This is a genomic window from Sphaerimonospora mesophila (genome assembly GCF_001417795.1).
GTDB classification, from domain to species: Bacteria; Actinomycetota; Actinomycetes; order Streptosporangiales; family Streptosporangiaceae; genus Sphaerimonospora; species Sphaerimonospora mesophila.
Genome location: NZ_BCBX01000032.1, coordinates 508,662 through 522,215 on the forward strand (window position 1 = coordinate 508,662; position 13,554 = coordinate 522,215).

General features: G+C 67.5%; 15 protein-coding genes and 1 pseudogene. 10 read left to right on the forward strand and 6 right to left on the reverse strand.

The genetic code is table 11. From position 1 onward, the window contains the following. Positions 1-198 precede the first annotated feature (198 nt). A complete protein-coding gene (locus tag AP234_RS09935) occupies positions 199-1,488 on the reverse strand; it encodes a hypothetical protein (RefSeq protein WP_055479265.1) in 1,290 nt (429 codons plus the stop codon). A 222-nt stretch (positions 1,489-1,710) separates the two neighbouring features. Here AP234_RS09935 and AP234_RS09945 point away from each other — a divergent pair. From AP234_RS09945 to AP234_RS09975, 7 genes are all read left to right on the forward strand, one after another. After that, positions 1,711-2,954 (forward strand): IS3 family transposase gene (locus AP234_RS09945; protein WP_235558064.1). Its coding sequence is split into 2 segments (ribosomal slippage): positions 1,711-1,993 and positions 1,993-2,954, totalling 1,245 coding nucleotides; the frame shifts between segments, so codons are not numbered across the junction. Further along, positions 2,938-3,381 (forward strand): hypothetical protein, encoded by a 444-nt coding sequence (locus AP234_RS09950; RefSeq protein WP_152990335.1) that lies wholly within the window; start codon positions 2,938-2,940, stop codon positions 3,379-3,381. Before AP234_RS09945 ends, AP234_RS09950 begins: the two co-directional genes overlap by 17 nt. Next, positions 3,378-4,061: a hypothetical protein gene (locus AP234_RS09955; protein WP_055479268.1), complete on the forward strand. Its 684-nt coding sequence runs from the start codon at positions 3,378-3,380 to the stop codon at positions 4,059-4,061. Before AP234_RS09950 ends, AP234_RS09955 begins: the two co-directional genes overlap by 4 nt. 116 nt (positions 4,062-4,177) lie before the next feature. Further along, positions 4,178-4,417: a hypothetical protein gene (locus AP234_RS09960; protein ID WP_055479269.1), complete on the forward strand. Its 240-nt coding sequence runs from the start codon at positions 4,178-4,180 to the stop codon at positions 4,415-4,417. Next, the gene (locus AP234_RS09965) at positions 4,414-4,842 is read left to right on the forward strand and encodes a hypothetical protein (RefSeq protein WP_055479270.1); all 429 of its coding nucleotides are present in this window, start codon (positions 4,414-4,416) and stop codon (positions 4,840-4,842) included. The genes AP234_RS09960 and AP234_RS09965 overlap by 4 nt, the downstream gene beginning before the upstream one ends. Positions 4,843-4,952: 110 nt before the next feature. After that, positions 4,953-5,522: an ABC transporter permease gene (locus AP234_RS09970; RefSeq protein ID WP_055479271.1), complete on the forward strand. Its 570-nt coding sequence runs from the start codon at positions 4,953-4,955 to the stop codon at positions 5,520-5,522. After that, positions 5,519-6,394, forward strand: coding sequence for an ABC transporter permease (locus tag AP234_RS09975; RefSeq protein WP_055479272.1), 876 nt, complete (start codon positions 5,519-5,521; stop codon positions 6,392-6,394). Before AP234_RS09970 ends, AP234_RS09975 begins: the two co-directional genes overlap by 4 nt. A 72-nt stretch (positions 6,395-6,466) precedes the next feature. Here the strand turns inward: AP234_RS09975 and AP234_RS34835 are convergent, their stop codons facing one another. The 3 genes and pseudogenes from AP234_RS34835 to AP234_RS09985 all read right to left on the reverse strand — a co-directional run bounded on the left by AP234_RS34835 (position 6,467) and on the right by AP234_RS09985 (position 8,066). Then, positions 6,467-6,607, reverse strand: a complete 141-nt coding sequence (locus tag AP234_RS34835) for an SDR family NAD(P)-dependent oxidoreductase (protein WP_235558065.1) — start codon at positions 6,605-6,607, stop codon at positions 6,467-6,469. Between the two features lie 48 nt (positions 6,608-6,655). Then, a pseudogene (locus AP234_RS38525) lies at positions 6,656-7,414 on the reverse strand (glucose 1-dehydrogenase). Between the two features lie 49 nt (positions 7,415-7,463). Continuing rightward, on the reverse strand, positions 7,464-8,066 hold the full coding sequence (locus tag AP234_RS09985) for an alcohol dehydrogenase catalytic domain-containing protein (protein WP_055479273.1): 603 nt from the start codon (positions 8,064-8,066) through the stop codon (positions 7,464-7,466). 267 nt (positions 8,067-8,333) lie between these two features. Between AP234_RS09985 and AP234_RS39455 the strand changes: the two genes are divergently transcribed. The 3 genes from AP234_RS39455 to AP234_RS37135 all read left to right on the forward strand — a co-directional run bounded on the left by AP234_RS39455 (position 8,334) and on the right by AP234_RS37135 (position 9,734). Beyond that, positions 8,334-8,903 carry a helix-turn-helix transcriptional regulator gene (locus AP234_RS39455; RefSeq protein WP_431998364.1) on the forward strand — a complete coding sequence of 190 codons (570 nt, stop codon included), beginning with the start codon at positions 8,334-8,336 and terminating at the stop codon, positions 8,901-8,903. Positions 8,904-8,962: 59 nt separating this feature from the next. Further along, positions 8,963-9,214, forward strand: a complete 252-nt coding sequence (locus AP234_RS39460; protein ID WP_431998365.1) for a hypothetical protein — start codon at positions 8,963-8,965, stop codon at positions 9,212-9,214. Between the two features lie 367 nt (positions 9,215-9,581). Further along, positions 9,582-9,734, forward strand: coding sequence for a cyclophilin-like fold protein (locus AP234_RS37135; protein WP_160330406.1), 153 nt, complete (start codon positions 9,582-9,584; stop codon positions 9,732-9,734). Positions 9,735-9,940: 206 nt separating this feature from the next. On the opposite strand, the gene AP234_RS09995 is transcribed toward AP234_RS37135, so the two are convergent. Further along, positions 9,941-10,687: a DUF6069 family protein gene (locus tag AP234_RS09995; protein WP_055479274.1), complete on the reverse strand. Its 747-nt coding sequence runs from the start codon at positions 10,685-10,687 to the stop codon at positions 9,941-9,943. A 5-nt stretch (positions 10,688-10,692) separates the two neighbouring features. Further along, positions 10,693-11,691, reverse strand: a complete 999-nt coding sequence (locus AP234_RS10000; RefSeq protein ID WP_055479275.1) for an RNA polymerase subunit sigma-70 — start codon at positions 11,689-11,691, stop codon at positions 10,693-10,695. Positions 11,692-13,554: the final 1,863 nt, after the last annotated feature.

The following is a 13,554-nucleotide window of genomic DNA, read 5'->3' on the forward strand; positions in this document are numbered from 1 at the left end:
GCCGCAGCCAGTGCGAGCACCGCGCTACCGGGTGATCACGCCCTTGATCGGAACGCAGTCCGACACTCGGGCGAAGAGTGTGGGCATGTCAGCGCATGCATCGGCGAGAGGTAAGGGTGATCGGCCCGCCGGAAGCAGCAGTACACGCCGTGCCACTTCTGCGATGGAGCGGACAGTCCGTTGGGCTGGCCGGGCGACTTAAGCCACCGACTCCGTTCGGGCTGCGGGTTCGACCAGTTCGGGGAGACCCCAAGGCGTGGGGACAACAGGCATATGATTACCAGGCCATTTGGCTGGGATGAAGGCGTGGAAGTGATCTTCTCCCTCGGGCTGGAGCTTGAGCACACAGCCTTCTGCCGACCCGGCGTCAAGCGCCTCCAAGACTTGCCCGGCATTCACCGCGATTACGCGGGTGTGGAACAACATCACATCGCCGATCAGAAGTTCGTGGCCAGCAATATCCACGGTGCACCCGGATAGATCCAAGCGGAGGCTCTGGGGGTTCCCCGAGAGGATGACGCGCAGTTCTTCGCTTCCGGAACCGGTGAGGGTGGCCGTCAAGAGCCGTGCTGTCGGGTGAACGGCGCACTTGCCTTCTATCAGAAGCCTCACCATGCGTAGAGCGGCTCGTTCAATGCCAGACAATTCGGCAGGTACCGGAAAGAAGTTGTCGCAATGGCGTTGGACAATATCCAGATCCTCAGCCAGCTGTTCGCACCGGCGGATCTCATCCAGGTGAGCGCGTACCTCAGCGAAGTGGTCCTTCGCAGTGAAGCCAATCACCCCCAGGCGCTGGCCGTTGAGATAGATCTCTCCAGTGCACGTCTCGTGTAGTTGCTTGATGAGCCGCATTGCGCGTAGTAGGTCCGACGGACTGGTTTCAGCCACCGTATATGCATATGAGAGTGTGGTCGGCTGTTCCTCGTCGTGGGGAAACATGAAGACCAACTCGGCCACGTTGTAGAAGGTGGCCTTGAGACAGCGCCCCTCATAACCGGTATTGCCGTGCTGCACCTTCGCATGGTGTGAGGCCAGAGCGCGGCCGTTGTTGTCCAGGATCCTGAGCTCCATGCGGACTTCTTGGTCACTTGGCATCGTATGCGGGAGTAGCTCTACGTGAACGTGCTCCACCGTCTCGCTCAGCCATTCGGGACCATCAATGGTCAGTCGCTCAACGATCTCCGCTGGCAACACCACCTTCTCGTCGGTTCCGTAACCGAGGGTCCGTCGTATTTGTTTGCTGAGCTCTGAGTCCTCGCTCAGCGAGTGTTCCACGGTGATATGGATGGGGCTTGTCTGGTGTGCGCGCGGATGTTTGCCGCGGAGAATGCGAACGACTTGCTCACCGCGTCGGGCGAAGTCGAATGTCCAATCCCTATCGCACTTGTCTACGACCTTACCGAGGTTGAGGACGCGGTCGTCTAGGTCGCGGGGGCCGCCCAAGAGGATCGCCTTCTCCTGGTTGAAGATCTTGGCATCCTCCTTCAAGTGGTCGCGCTAGTAGTAGCCTTCCAGGTCGGGAAGGCCGATCATCTGTGAGTCGAGTTCCACGCGGCCCATCGCGGACACCCGAACTTCATGACCGGTCGCCAGCTCGTTGACGAACTCGCGCTCGTTGGGACTGAGGTTGCAGGGGACTACCAGCGTCCACTCGTACGGGTGAAGCGCTCCGGCTTCGATGGAGGCTCGTTCTCTTGAGAGGATCGAGTCATGGCAGCCAAGTCCCCCTACCCCGCAGAGCTGCGTAAGCGCGCGGTGCGCATGGTCGCTGAGGTCCGCCCGGACTACCCGACCGAGTGGGCCGCGATCAACGCGGTCGCCGCCAAGCTCGGCATCGGCACCGCCGAGACGCTGCGCAAGTGGGTCCGCCAATCCCAGATCGATGAAGGCACCCGGCCGGGCACGACCAGCGATGAATCAGCCGAGCTGAAGCGGCTGCGGCGGGAGAACGCCGAGCTGCGCCGGGCGAATGAGATCCTGAAGGCCGCCTCGGCTTTCTTCGCGGCCGAGCTCGACCGGCCACACACGCACTCGTGACCTTCATCGACGAACACCGCGAGGTGTTCGGTGTCGAGCCGATCTGCCGTGTGCTGAGCGAGCATGGCCTGTCGATCTCTCCCAGCACCTACTACGCTGCCAAGGCGCGTCCGCCCTCGGCTCGCTCGATCCGCGATGCCGAACTGGATGGTCATATCAGGCGGATCCACGCCGATAACTATGGCGTCTACGGCGTTCGCAAGGTCTGGCGGCAACTGCTGCGCGAGGGTCACCAGGTCGCCCGGTGCACGGTGGAGCGGCGGATGCGGGCCCTGGGTCTGCACGGGGCCCGCCGCGGCAAGAAGATCCGTACCACCCTGGCCGATCCTGGCCATCAGCGGGCGGCGGACCTGGTCAAGCGGGACTTCAGCGCACTCCGGCCGAACACGGTCTGGGTCGCGGACTTCACCTACGTTCACGCCTGGTGCGGGATCGTCTACGTCGCCTTCGTCGTCGACGTCTACTCCCGCGCGATCGTCGGCTGGTCGGCCTCGCTGTCCAAGCGCGCCGGCCTGGTGCTGGACGCCCTGGACATGGCGTTGTGGCGGCGCGACCGCGCCGGACGCCCCGCCGGGCCCGGACTCGTACATCACTCGGATGCCGGTAGTCAGTACACCTGTTTCCGCTTCACCGCCCACCTGATGACCGCCGGCATCGACGCGTCCATCGGGACGGTGGGCGATGCGCTGGACAACGCGCTGATGGAATCGCAGATCGGCCTGTACAAAACCGAATTGATCAAACCCCGCGGGCCCTGGCGCAGCCTGGCCGAGGTGGAACTGGCCACCGCCGAATGGGTCGAGTGGTTCAACTCGACCCGCCTGCACTCCTCAATCGGCAACGTCCCGCCGGAGGAGTACGAAGCTCTCTACTACGCTCAACACCAGCCCAACGAGACCGTTGGAATCAACCCCTGAGGTCTCCACCGAAGCCGGGGCGGTTCACACCGGCATGCTGACGTCGCTGAGACTGTGGTACTGGCGCCGGAAAGCGGCCCAGCTCGCCGCCTATGACGGATGGCCGCTGCAGCGGATCTACGCTCATTACGGCCGCGCCGCGCTCGAGCTCGCCGAGCACGACCCCGTCATGGCCGAGAAAATCGCCACACACGCCACCCGGATGAAAAAGACCGTCGCCGACGCCGGCCTGCCCTTCCGCGGCGTCCACTTACACGGATTCCTCACCGGCGTGGCCAACGGCGCGATGAATAGCATGTTCACCTCCGGTGTGGTCGCCGTCGACGGCGACGGCCACCACGAACCCAGCATGGCGATCGCCGCGTGCTGCACCATCGCGATCACCGCCGGCATGCTCGACCCGCGTGAGGAGTCAACCGCACCGTGATCTGGAAGTCCCTCACCCCCGAACAGCAGGCCCACGCCCGGCGCCTCGGCGACATCCTCGGCGTCCGTACCCTCGACGCCGCCGCGCATCTGGAGGACGCGCAGGCGTGGGAACGCGGTGACCTCGGCAACGAGGACCTGGCCGCGCGCACGGGATGGGAGTTGCGCGGCCTGGACCGAGCGCTGTTCAACGGTCCGTCCGACCCGATGCAGAAGCTCGCCGCGACCGCCGACGACATCGCCGGCCTCCGCCAGGAGCTGACCGATCAGACGGAGAGCCTGATGGGCTGGATCTGCACGGCCTACCGGCAGGGCCACAGCCATGAGGCGATCGCCGCCGCCGCCGCGAAAGGGCTGTCCGATCATGACGTCGCGGCCGCGGTCGGCGCGCTCGGCCTGTACGGGGCCGCCATGGCCGCGCTGGAGGCCATCGGAGCGGACGATCACGAGCATTTCGTGCTGCACCTGCGCGGCGGCGCCGTCTATCTCGACATGGGCCGGGCGGACTGGCCCGATGGCTGCGACAAGCTCGCCGCCGATATCGAAACGGCCCTGCACCGCGCCGGGCTCACCCTGGTCCTGACCGGACCGGCCGGCCCCCGTACAAGCGCGCGCGAGCTCCTGTCCGCCGGCACGACCCTGCGCGTGGTCGCGGCGTGGGAAACTGCCGGCCGCTCGTGATCGGAGGCGTCCGTGCAGCGGCGACGCCCGCTGCACGGGACGCCATCGCCGCAGGCACGCTCGCGTCGAGAGCTCGGTCCTGGACCATGCCGGTATGACCGTATAGCCTTGCCGGTATGACCAAGAAGATCACGATCAGCCTGCCCGACGACCTCGCGGACAAGGCGCAGGCATCCGGCAACGCCTCCGCCTACATCGCCGAGGCCCTGCGCGAGCAGAACCGGGTCCACAGCGACCTGGCGATCATGGCCGACCTGTGGGGCCCCGGCTGGCAGGACGACATCACCGACGCCGAGCGCAACCGGGCGGCGCGTCTGCACGCCGGCCTCGCCGAAGGGCGCGAGGCGGCGGCGTGACCGACGCCATCCCCCCGGCCGGGCATCTGTCCGGCCACGTCCTCGACCTCGACGCCCTCGCCCACCTCATCGAGGGCAAATCCGTCTACGGCCGCGAGCTCGTCCGCCAGTCCTCCACGTACGGCGTCACCCTGCTCGTCCCCGCGCTCGCCGTCCAGGTCCTCGCGCTCAGCCCGATCGCCCCCCGGCTCGAGCGATTCCTGCGCCTGTCCGTCGTCCTGCCCGGCGCCCTGTCCCCCGGCGACGCGATCGCCAGCGGCCCGTACGCCCAGACGATCCGGGCGCGCCACCCCGACGCGCAGCTGCCCGAGGTCCTCGTCGCCGCGCACGCCGTCGTCCACGCCACGCAGCGCGGATGGCGCATCATCACCGCCACCCCGCACCTGTATGAGGGCATCGACGTACGGCTGGAGGTTCTGCCGTAACGCTCTGACCCCGTCCGGCAGCGAGGCGCGTCTCCGCGGGCGCATTCCCCCGGAATCCCGTGCTGGACGGGTATTCCGGAGGAATGCGCCCGCTGAGGGGCTGAAGGCCCATGCTCATCCTTCTCTTCTCGGTGCAGTTGCAGTTGCTTCCCACCGGCGCGCAGATCGACTTCGGTGACGAAGTCACGCCGATCACCGGACTCGTCCTCATCGACACCCTGTTGAACGGGGAGCCCGCCGCCTTCGCATCCGCGGTCCGGCACCTCATCCTGCCGAGCATCACCCTGGGCACGGCGCTTGCCGCCACCGTCGTCCGCGTACTGCGCGCCGGCCTTATCGAGGCGAAGAACGCTGACTTCGTCGAAGCGTTGCGTTCGCGGGGGGTCAGCCACACCACCGTCGTCCGGCACATGCTTCGTAATGCCCTGCCGCCGACGATCACCATGATGGGCGTCAAGATCGGTTCACTGCTGGGCGGTGCGATCGTCATCGAGACGATCTTCTCGTGGCCCGGACTCGGCCGGCTCATCATCGAGGCCATCCAGGCCCGGGACTACCCCCTCGTCCAAGGCGGTGTCCTCGTCATGGCAGCACTCTTCGTCCTGGTCAGTCTTTGCACCGACATCGTCCACGGTGTTCTCGACCCACGCATTCGGCAAGGAAAGGGACGACGGGCATGAAAGGCCTGGTCAGAATGCTGCGTACCGGGCCGCTGCGTGGGTGGTCGATCCGGATCGCCGTGACGCTGTGCGTCGCGTTCGTGTTCGTTGGGATCTTTGCTCCGCTGCTTGTACCTCAGGATCCCAATGCCCAAGACCTCGGCGCACGATTGCTCTCCCCGTTGTCCGAAGGTCACCTGCTCGGCACCGACCTGCTCGGCCGAGATGTGCTGTCCCGGCTGATCATGGGTACCCGGGTGGCGCTACTCGTGGCCCTCGCGGCCGTCACCGTGTCGGTGGTGATCGGAGTCCTCGTCGGCCTCGTCAGCGGTTATTTCGGCGGCTGGATCGACTCGGCCCTGATGCGGATCATCGACGCCTGGCTGGCCTTCCCGTTCCTGCTGTTCGCCATCGCCGTGGTGGCCATCCTCGGCCCCGGCCTGCGCAACGTCATCATCGCGCTCATCGCCAGCGAATGGGTGCTCTACGTGCGATTGGTCCGCGGTGAGACGCTGTCTCTGCGTGAGCGTGAGTTCGTGGCCTCGGCACGGATGCTGGGCGTACGCGATTCGGCGATCATGATCAAGCACATCCTGCCGAACACCTTCGCGCCGATCATGGTCGTGGCCACCCTTGAGATCGGCGTGGTCATCGTCACCGAGGCGTCGCTGTCCTTCCTCGGCCTGGGCGTCGACGCGGCGACACCGACCTGGGGCGCGATGCTCGCCGATGGTAAGGCCTATGTCACCACGGCGTGGTGGCTCGCCCTGCTGCCCGGCCTGCTCATCTTCGTCATCGTCCTCGCAGTGAACCTCGTCGGCGACGCCCTTCGCGACCTACTCGACCCCAAGACCAAGTCCCAGGCCCAGTTGATCGAGCCGGACCTTGCCTGACACAGATCACGTCCAATCGGTCCAGGGCAAGTCTGTCGGAATCCCAACTCGGTGCACCTTCTGTCGGCCACGTTACATGTCGGTCAGATCGTGATCGGTCAGTGCCACCGCCGCGCCCGACTCGGCGAAGGCGTGGGCGGTGGCCAGGCCCATCCCGGGGCTGGCCCCGGTGACGAAGGCGACCTGGCCGGTGAAGTCGTAGGTGGGATTCATAAGAGTGTGCATCTCTTTGGTGACAGATGGGTACGGTATGCGGGCCGGTCAGACGGTTTGGCTGCCGTCGACGACGAGGGCGTGGCCGATGGTGAAGGCGGCCGGTTGCGAGCACAGCCACAGCACCGCCGAGGCGATCTCCTGCGGTGTGCCCATGCGTCCGACGGGTTCCTGGTCGATCACGCTTTGGCGGCCTTCGGGGGTGCCGCCGGTGAAGCGGCCCATCATCTCGGTGTCGATGATGCCGGGGCAGATGGCGTTGATGCGGATCCCGTCGGCGGCGTAGTCCAGGGCTGCGGATCGGGTCAGGCCGATGATGCCGTGCTTGGCGGCGGCGTAGGCGGCCTGGCCTTTGAAGCCCTTGACCCCGGCGCCCGAGGAGGTGTTGACGATCGCGCCGCCGCCCTAGCGGAGCATCAGCGGGATCTGGTGCTTCATGCAGGTGTAGGCGCCTTTCAGGCTGATGCCCACGACGCAGTCCCACTCGGACTCGGTGATGTCGGTGAGGGGTTTGACCGGTTGTTCGACTCCGGCATTGTTGAAGGCGATGTCGAGCCGGCCGAACTCGCGGATCATGGTGTCCAGGGCCGCCCGCACGTCGTGGTCGCAGGTGACCGCCAGCGCGTGCCCGCCCTCGTCGCGGATCAGCTGGGCGATCTGCTCGTTCTGATCGGCCACGACGTCGGCGACCAGTACGCCCGCGCCTTCGCGGGCGAAGGCCAGCGCGGTGGCGCGCCCGATTCCACTGGCCGCGCCGGTCACCAGCGCGGCCTGGCCTTCGAAGCGGCGGTGAACAGGCTGAGTCATGGGTGCCTTCCTGAACCTGGTGTCGTGTTGAGGGGCTGCCGGTGGCGTCTCAGGGGGTGAGGAGGGCCTTGATGGCGCGTCGTTCGTCCATCGCGCGGTAGGCCTCAGCAGCCTGCTCAAGCGGCAGGGTCAGGTCGAAGACCTTGCCGGGGTCGATCGTGCGGCCGTAGATCAGCTCGATCAGTTTCGGCAGGTACTCGCGGACCGGCGCGGGGCCGCCGTGCAAGTGGACGAGGGAGAAGAACAGCTCGTCGCCCGGCAGGAAGACGTCGTGGGAGACGCCAACGAAGCCCATGTGGTCGCCGGGGCGGGTGGAGCGGATGGCCTGGGTCATGGACTCCTGGGTGCCGACCGCTTCGATGACGCTGTGCGCGCCGAGCCCGCCGGTCAGTTCCTTGATCCGGGCCACGCCATCGTCGCCGCGTTCGGTCGTGGTGACCTCGCTGCCGACCTCCTCGACGACGCCGACGTACTCGTGCCCCATCGGGGCCGGCCCGTCGAGCTTCTCCACGCCGCGGTAAGGCCACAGATCGGAGCCGCACACGCAGGCCGCCGTCACGCGGATGATTGCATCGGTGGGCTCGACGATCACCGGGTCCGGCCGCTGTTCGATACGGACGTCGCTGGGAGCGTGCAGTACTACGCCATGCATGTGGATCCCCTTCGGAATTCTGAAGTCTGGCTGGAGCGCGTCGTGCGCTGGTCTTTCGTCAACGACCTGTTTTCTGGGCACGAGCCCGGTCACCTCCGTTCTCGGAGAAGGCGGGCTTGTCCAGGGCCTTCCTTTGCCCGGTTGGCCGCGGACGCTCCCCGAGTGCTGTCCAGCCAACCGGCTTGTTCACGCGGGCGGGAGGTCGTGCTTATCGGGGGGACAACCTCGACCCCCTTTGCCGGCCAGCAGCTCCTTACAGTGGGAAAGGTGGACAACCGAGGTGAGATCCGTGACTTCCTCGCCAGCCGGCGCGCCAGGATCACCCCGCAGCAGGCCGGGCTGGCCCCAGGCCTGCGCCGCCGGGTGCCCGGCCTGCTGCGGGAGGAGGTCGCGGTCCTGGCCGGGGTGAGCACCGACTGGTACACCCGTCTGGAGAAGGGTCACATCACCGGCGTGTCCGAGGACGTCCTGAACGCCGTCGCCCGGGCGCTCCAGCTTGACGAGGCGGAGCGGGCGCACCTGTTCGACCTGGCCCACGCCGCGAGCGCTCGCCCCAGGACCCGGCGCCGGACCGGGAAGGTGCGTCCCGGGCTGCAACGGATACTGGATGCGATGACGGACGCTCCGGCGCTCATCCGCAAGGGCCGCATGGATCTGCCGGCTACCAACCGGCTGGGCCGCGCCATGTACTGGCCCGTCTTCCAGCAGCGGCGCCCGGGCCCGGCCAACATCGCGCGCTTCCAGTTCCTCGACCCTGGCGGCTCCGCCTTCTTCCCGCATTGGGACGTCGCGGCCGACACTTCGGTCGCGCTGCTGCCGTACCGAGGCCGGGCGTGACCCCTTCAACGCCGACCTGACCCAGCTGATCGGGGAGTTGTCCACCCGCAGCGACGACTGTGGCCCGGCACGACGTCCGTCTCCACCACGCGGGCACCAAGACCTTCCGCCACCCGGCCATCGGTGACCTCACCCTCGACTATGAGTCGATGGACCTACACGCCGACCCGGGGCTGAACCTGACCGTCTACACCGCGGCCCCGGACACCGCCGCCCACGATGCCCTGCGCCTGCTCGCCACCTGGGCCGCCACCCTTGAAGCCGCCTCCCACCTCCCGCCCGGGGACCAGCCGCACCACCAGGGCCGGTAACCTGGCCTGCCGGCAAGGACCCACGAGAGCGGCCTCCAGCGGATCGAGCGCCCGTGAGGACGGCCTCAGCCATGCGCCCAGTCACACGAAAATGCAGATCAGCAGCCGGCCATGAGCGTCTCGGCCGTCGCGGTCGATCACCTGAAGGGACCAGTTCCGTGCTACCGACGACCGTGCTCATCGGCTCGCTCGCGATGTTGCTCGCTCTCAGCGGGCGCCGCCACCGGCCCGGCCCCCCGCAGCCTCCTCACCGAGTTCTTCTGTATCGTCGCCCCGGCCAGCTGACGTCACGGAGACCCCGAACGTCGGCGCGGCCCGGACACCTTCAACCACCGCCTCCCTTCCCCGCCAGGTCGAAGGCAGCGTCGTGCGCTTCACCGCGCGCGGTGTCTCCGTGGACGTGGTCATCGGTGCCTACAACGCCACTACCCGCGACTTCCTGTCGATGCTCCCGCTGACCCTGTCCCTGGAGGAATTCAGCGGCACAAAATCCAAGGCGGCGACGTCACCGAGACCCTGATCGGCTGACCGCCTGGCCCTTCATCACAGCGCAGCTGCCGGGCATCCCTACCGGGGGCTGGAAAAGCATTGCATACACGTCGACGAATACTGGAGATAGCCTGATTGCGGATGCGCTCAAATCGGGTTATTAATCTTTTCCCGAGCAGGATTGCCATTGCCACAGAGGCTGGAAGCGCACGTATAGCAGCGCAAACTCATAGTCGGTCAATCGGTCCGGGTGCGGAGGCTCCGTGCCAGGGTGGGGATCATCACCGTCGCAGGGACGAGATGGAGCACGAGGAGGGCGGTGGTGGTGGCGGTGTTCGCCCCGGCGAGGAGGGGCGGGAGCAGCGAGATCGCGGTCAGCGACACCGCTGTCCACACGAATCGCTCGGCGGGGCGAGCGCTCCAACGAAGAAGAGCGACGGCAATGACGATGCCCACGACCGAGAAGAAGCCGGTCACCACGGCGAACCCGGACAACGGGATCGTCTCGCCACCGTCGGGGATTTCGAAGTCGACGCCGACGGCCTGGGCAAGCGCAGCGGCGAGGGTGGTGGCCACCATCGCTGCGAGCGTGGCGACGAAGCCGGTGCCGGCGAGCCGGCGGAGTCGGTGGGTGTGGCTGGTCTGACCCGATGCCGGGTCTGCGACGACCCCGGTGTCCTTCATGCGGTTCATGTCATCCTCCATCGTTCGTTGACTGGCGTAGGGGTGTGTTGACCGGCATGTGACGGTCCTGGCCCTGGGGGTGACGATGCGCACCCTCGCTGTGCGACGGCCGGGGTTTCGCAGGGCGCGGACGCCGGTGCCGCGGAGCCAGAACCCCGCGTCGCGTCCGAGGACCGGCCCGGGCTCGCCGTCGCGCAGCTCCAGCTGCACCCGCCCACGGGTGACGACGCAGAACGCGTCGCACCACTCGGCCTCGACCACCGCGACACGCGCGCCACCCCGCAGCGCGAGCGTGCGCACCCGGGCTACTCCGTGCCGTCCGCCGGCAGGCACTCCGGCAGCCCGAGCCGCGGGAACTGGTCGTCGTGGAACGTGACGATCTCGGTGATCGCCCCGCCAACGACGCGCAGGACGTCGATCGTCAGCGGCAGGTACGCGCCCTCCCGCTTCCGCCAGAGGTAGAAGGCGACGGCGGGCTGCCGGTTCACGGAGGTGGGGACGGCGCGCAGGTGCTTCAGGCCCTCGAAGCCGCTCTCGACCCAGTCGTTCACCACCGCGTCGCGGCCGACGTACAGGCCCGGCGTGGGCGGCATCGAGCAGCGGACGTCGTCCCGCAGCAGTGCGGCGAGCCCGACGACGTCCGTGGCCACGCTGGCATCGGTATAGCGGCGCACCAGCTCGCGCGTCCCGGCGTCCTCCTCGCCGCCGATCCAGTCCTGCCGCTCGGCGGGCAGGTGCTCCCGCATGCCGGCGCGGGCCCGCTGCAGCGCGCTGTTCACGGAGTTGACGGAGTCCCCGAGGAGCTCCGCGACGTCCTTCGCCGGCCAGCCGAGCACGTCCCGCAGGATCAGCACGGCCCGCGGGCGCGGCGCGAGGTGCTGGACTGCGACCAGGTACGCCAGCTCGATCGTCTCCCGCGCGACGGCGACGGCCTCCGGCTCGTCCGCGTCGCCCGCGGGCAGCTCATCGAGCAGCCGGTCCGGGTAGGGCTGCAGCCACAGCACCTCGCCGCCGGTCGCAGGCTCCGGACGGCACTTGGCGAGCAGGTCCAGGCAGGCGTTGGTGGCGATCCGGTACAGCCAGGCCCGGAACGTCGACCGCCCCTCGAAGGTCTCCCGCCGCCGCCAGGCACGGAGAAACGTCTCCTGCACGGTGTCCTCGGCGTCCTCGAACGACCCGAGCATCCGGTAGCAGTGCACGTGCAGCTCCCGCCGGTGCCGCTCCGCCAGCCCCGAGAACACCGGCTCGTCGACCTCGCCCAGACCGCTCACGCCCAGCTCCTCCAGCCGCGTGTCCGCACTCATCACATCATCCTTCCGCCTCGTCGTGTCCGGTCGTAGGTATGACGGGTGCGGGCGCGACAACTCATCACCAGGGTCGGTCGGCATGGCTGCTCCAGTGACGGATCCGGTGGCGGAGCACGCCGTGCGGTACGGCGAGAAAGGGCGCGGGTCTGCTGGAGTGGTCGCGGGTACGCGACCGCCTAGCGTGAGCCGGGGTCGCCCGGGTTCCCGATGACGCGGCGGCTATAGACGCTCGGGTTGACAAGCAGTGGTCCATCGCTGCTCAAGCTCATCGCCTCGGCCGCCGCGGTGGTGCCTGGACGCGACCGTCTTCTGCCTCAAGGGACGCGTCAGCGCCTACGCCATTTGCCGGTTGCCGGCTCTTCGTCAGGCACGGCTGGACCGCCACCACATAGGTGATGTGGCGCGGGAGGCCGGGGTCTCCGTGCCGACGGTCTAGTCATGTACGGCAAAGCCGGGCTGACGCTGTCTCCCGATCATGTTGAGCAGTGGTGGGCCGAAACGCCGGTCCGGAAATTGCTGAAATGAACTCTGGCGTCCTCGGGCATGGCGTCGCCGGGCTGACTGTGGCCGCTCCCGGCACTCTGACGCGCTCGCTCAAGGCGAGTGAAGCGACGGCCGCTGGAGGCGGACAACCGTGTGGTACGGCATCGTCTCCCTTGCTGGTGCCGCTCGCACTTTTCGTCGTGGGCATTGCGCTGAGCGGGGAGGGTGACCTCTACAACGTCTACGACGAGGCCATCACAGCCGCCGACGCCCTGTTCGTGATCTGGCTGGCCTGATCCGCTCACGCACCGATTCCTTCTGCTGCCCCGTCAGCGAGAAGAGCTCCGGACGGCGTACGACGTCGACGCCGCCCTCCATCGCATGTCTGCTTCCCATCGGTACTCCTCTCCCCATCTGATCTCCTCGTCCCATCAGTCCTCCATGTCCTTGACGAAGTAGGCGTTGTCTTCGCGCCGGTGCCCATCCCCCATCCCGACCTTTGAGTGGTCGGCGACGAACTCGATCTGCTCGATCCGCTTGGCCATCGTGAAGCCCACCTGGCCAAACTCGCCGAGAACCGGGGACGGCGGCGGGCCCCGCCTCTGCGTCCGGGCGCGGGCGTCGGTCAGGACGAGGCCGCGGAGATCAGCAAGTGGTGGGCAGGCCCCTTCGTCTTTGAACCAATCCGGAGGAGGAACTGGACGCGGCGTGATCTGCGCTTGGTGGGAGACGTGAGAGGTTCATCACGAGCGCTTCGGCGTCCGAACGCCGGCAGGGCTCGCCGCTGACAAGACCGCCCTGGTGGTTTATCGGCGAATCGCTCCCGGCTTCGTTCTCTCGCCTCCGCGATGCAAGAGAGCGAAGCCACCCCTTACACAGGGTGAGTTCCGGTGGGTGCCATCTCGGGGGAAAAGGCACCTCACCGGGCTTTGGCCGGCCGACTAAAAAAGGGGAAAGACCAAGTAAGCCGGAAAGGGGCACACCGCAGGTCATCCCCGAAGGGGTGGGGCGGGCGGACTCGTGGTAGGCGTGAACGCAGGCTTGCCGGTAAGAGAGGCGAGATCAATCCGCTGAGCCGCCTGATGAGCAGCTGTCGCAGGGCGCAGAGGGTGGGGGTACAGAAGCGCGCGGTAAGCCCCGTTCGGTTACCGGCAGGTGGCCCGGTAGGGCGCGTCCGATGGGCACTGGTGCGGGGCGGGTGTATGAGCTTGGGCCGGTTACGCTCGGGCAGGGGCCTGACAGCGACAGGACCTGCCACAGCCACGCCTCGATGACTGACCAGGCGGCCGGTGGCGCGGGCATCGCATCGCGTTGGGACACACCCCAACGATCGGGAGTGGTCCCCCTGGTGGCATGCCGTGCCTCGCGCTGGGGTCG

Excerpts from the sequence above, each read along its gene's own strand:
- AP234_RS09960 (WP_055479269.1), top strand. The coding sequence starts at position 4,178 with ATGACCAAGAAGATCACGATCAGCCTGCCCGACGACCTCGCGGACAAG.
- AP234_RS09970 (WP_055479271.1), top strand. The coding sequence starts at position 4,953 with ATGCTCATCCTTCTCTTCTCGGTGCAGTTGCAGTTGCTTCCCACCGGC.
- AP234_RS09975 (WP_055479272.1), top strand. The coding sequence starts at position 5,519 with ATGAAAGGCCTGGTCAGAATGCTGCGTACCGGGCCGCTGCGTGGGTGG.
- AP234_RS34835 (WP_235558065.1), bottom strand. The coding sequence starts at position 6,607 with ATGAATCCCACCTACGACTTCACCGGCCAGGTCGCCTTCGTCACCGGG.
- AP234_RS09985 (WP_055479273.1), bottom strand. The coding sequence starts at position 8,066 with ATGCATGGCGTAGTACTGCACGCTCCCAGCGACGTCCGTATCGAACAG.
- AP234_RS10000 (WP_055479275.1), bottom strand. The coding sequence starts at position 11,691 with ATGAGTGCGGACACGCGGCTGGAGGAGCTGGGCGTGAGCGGTCTGGGC.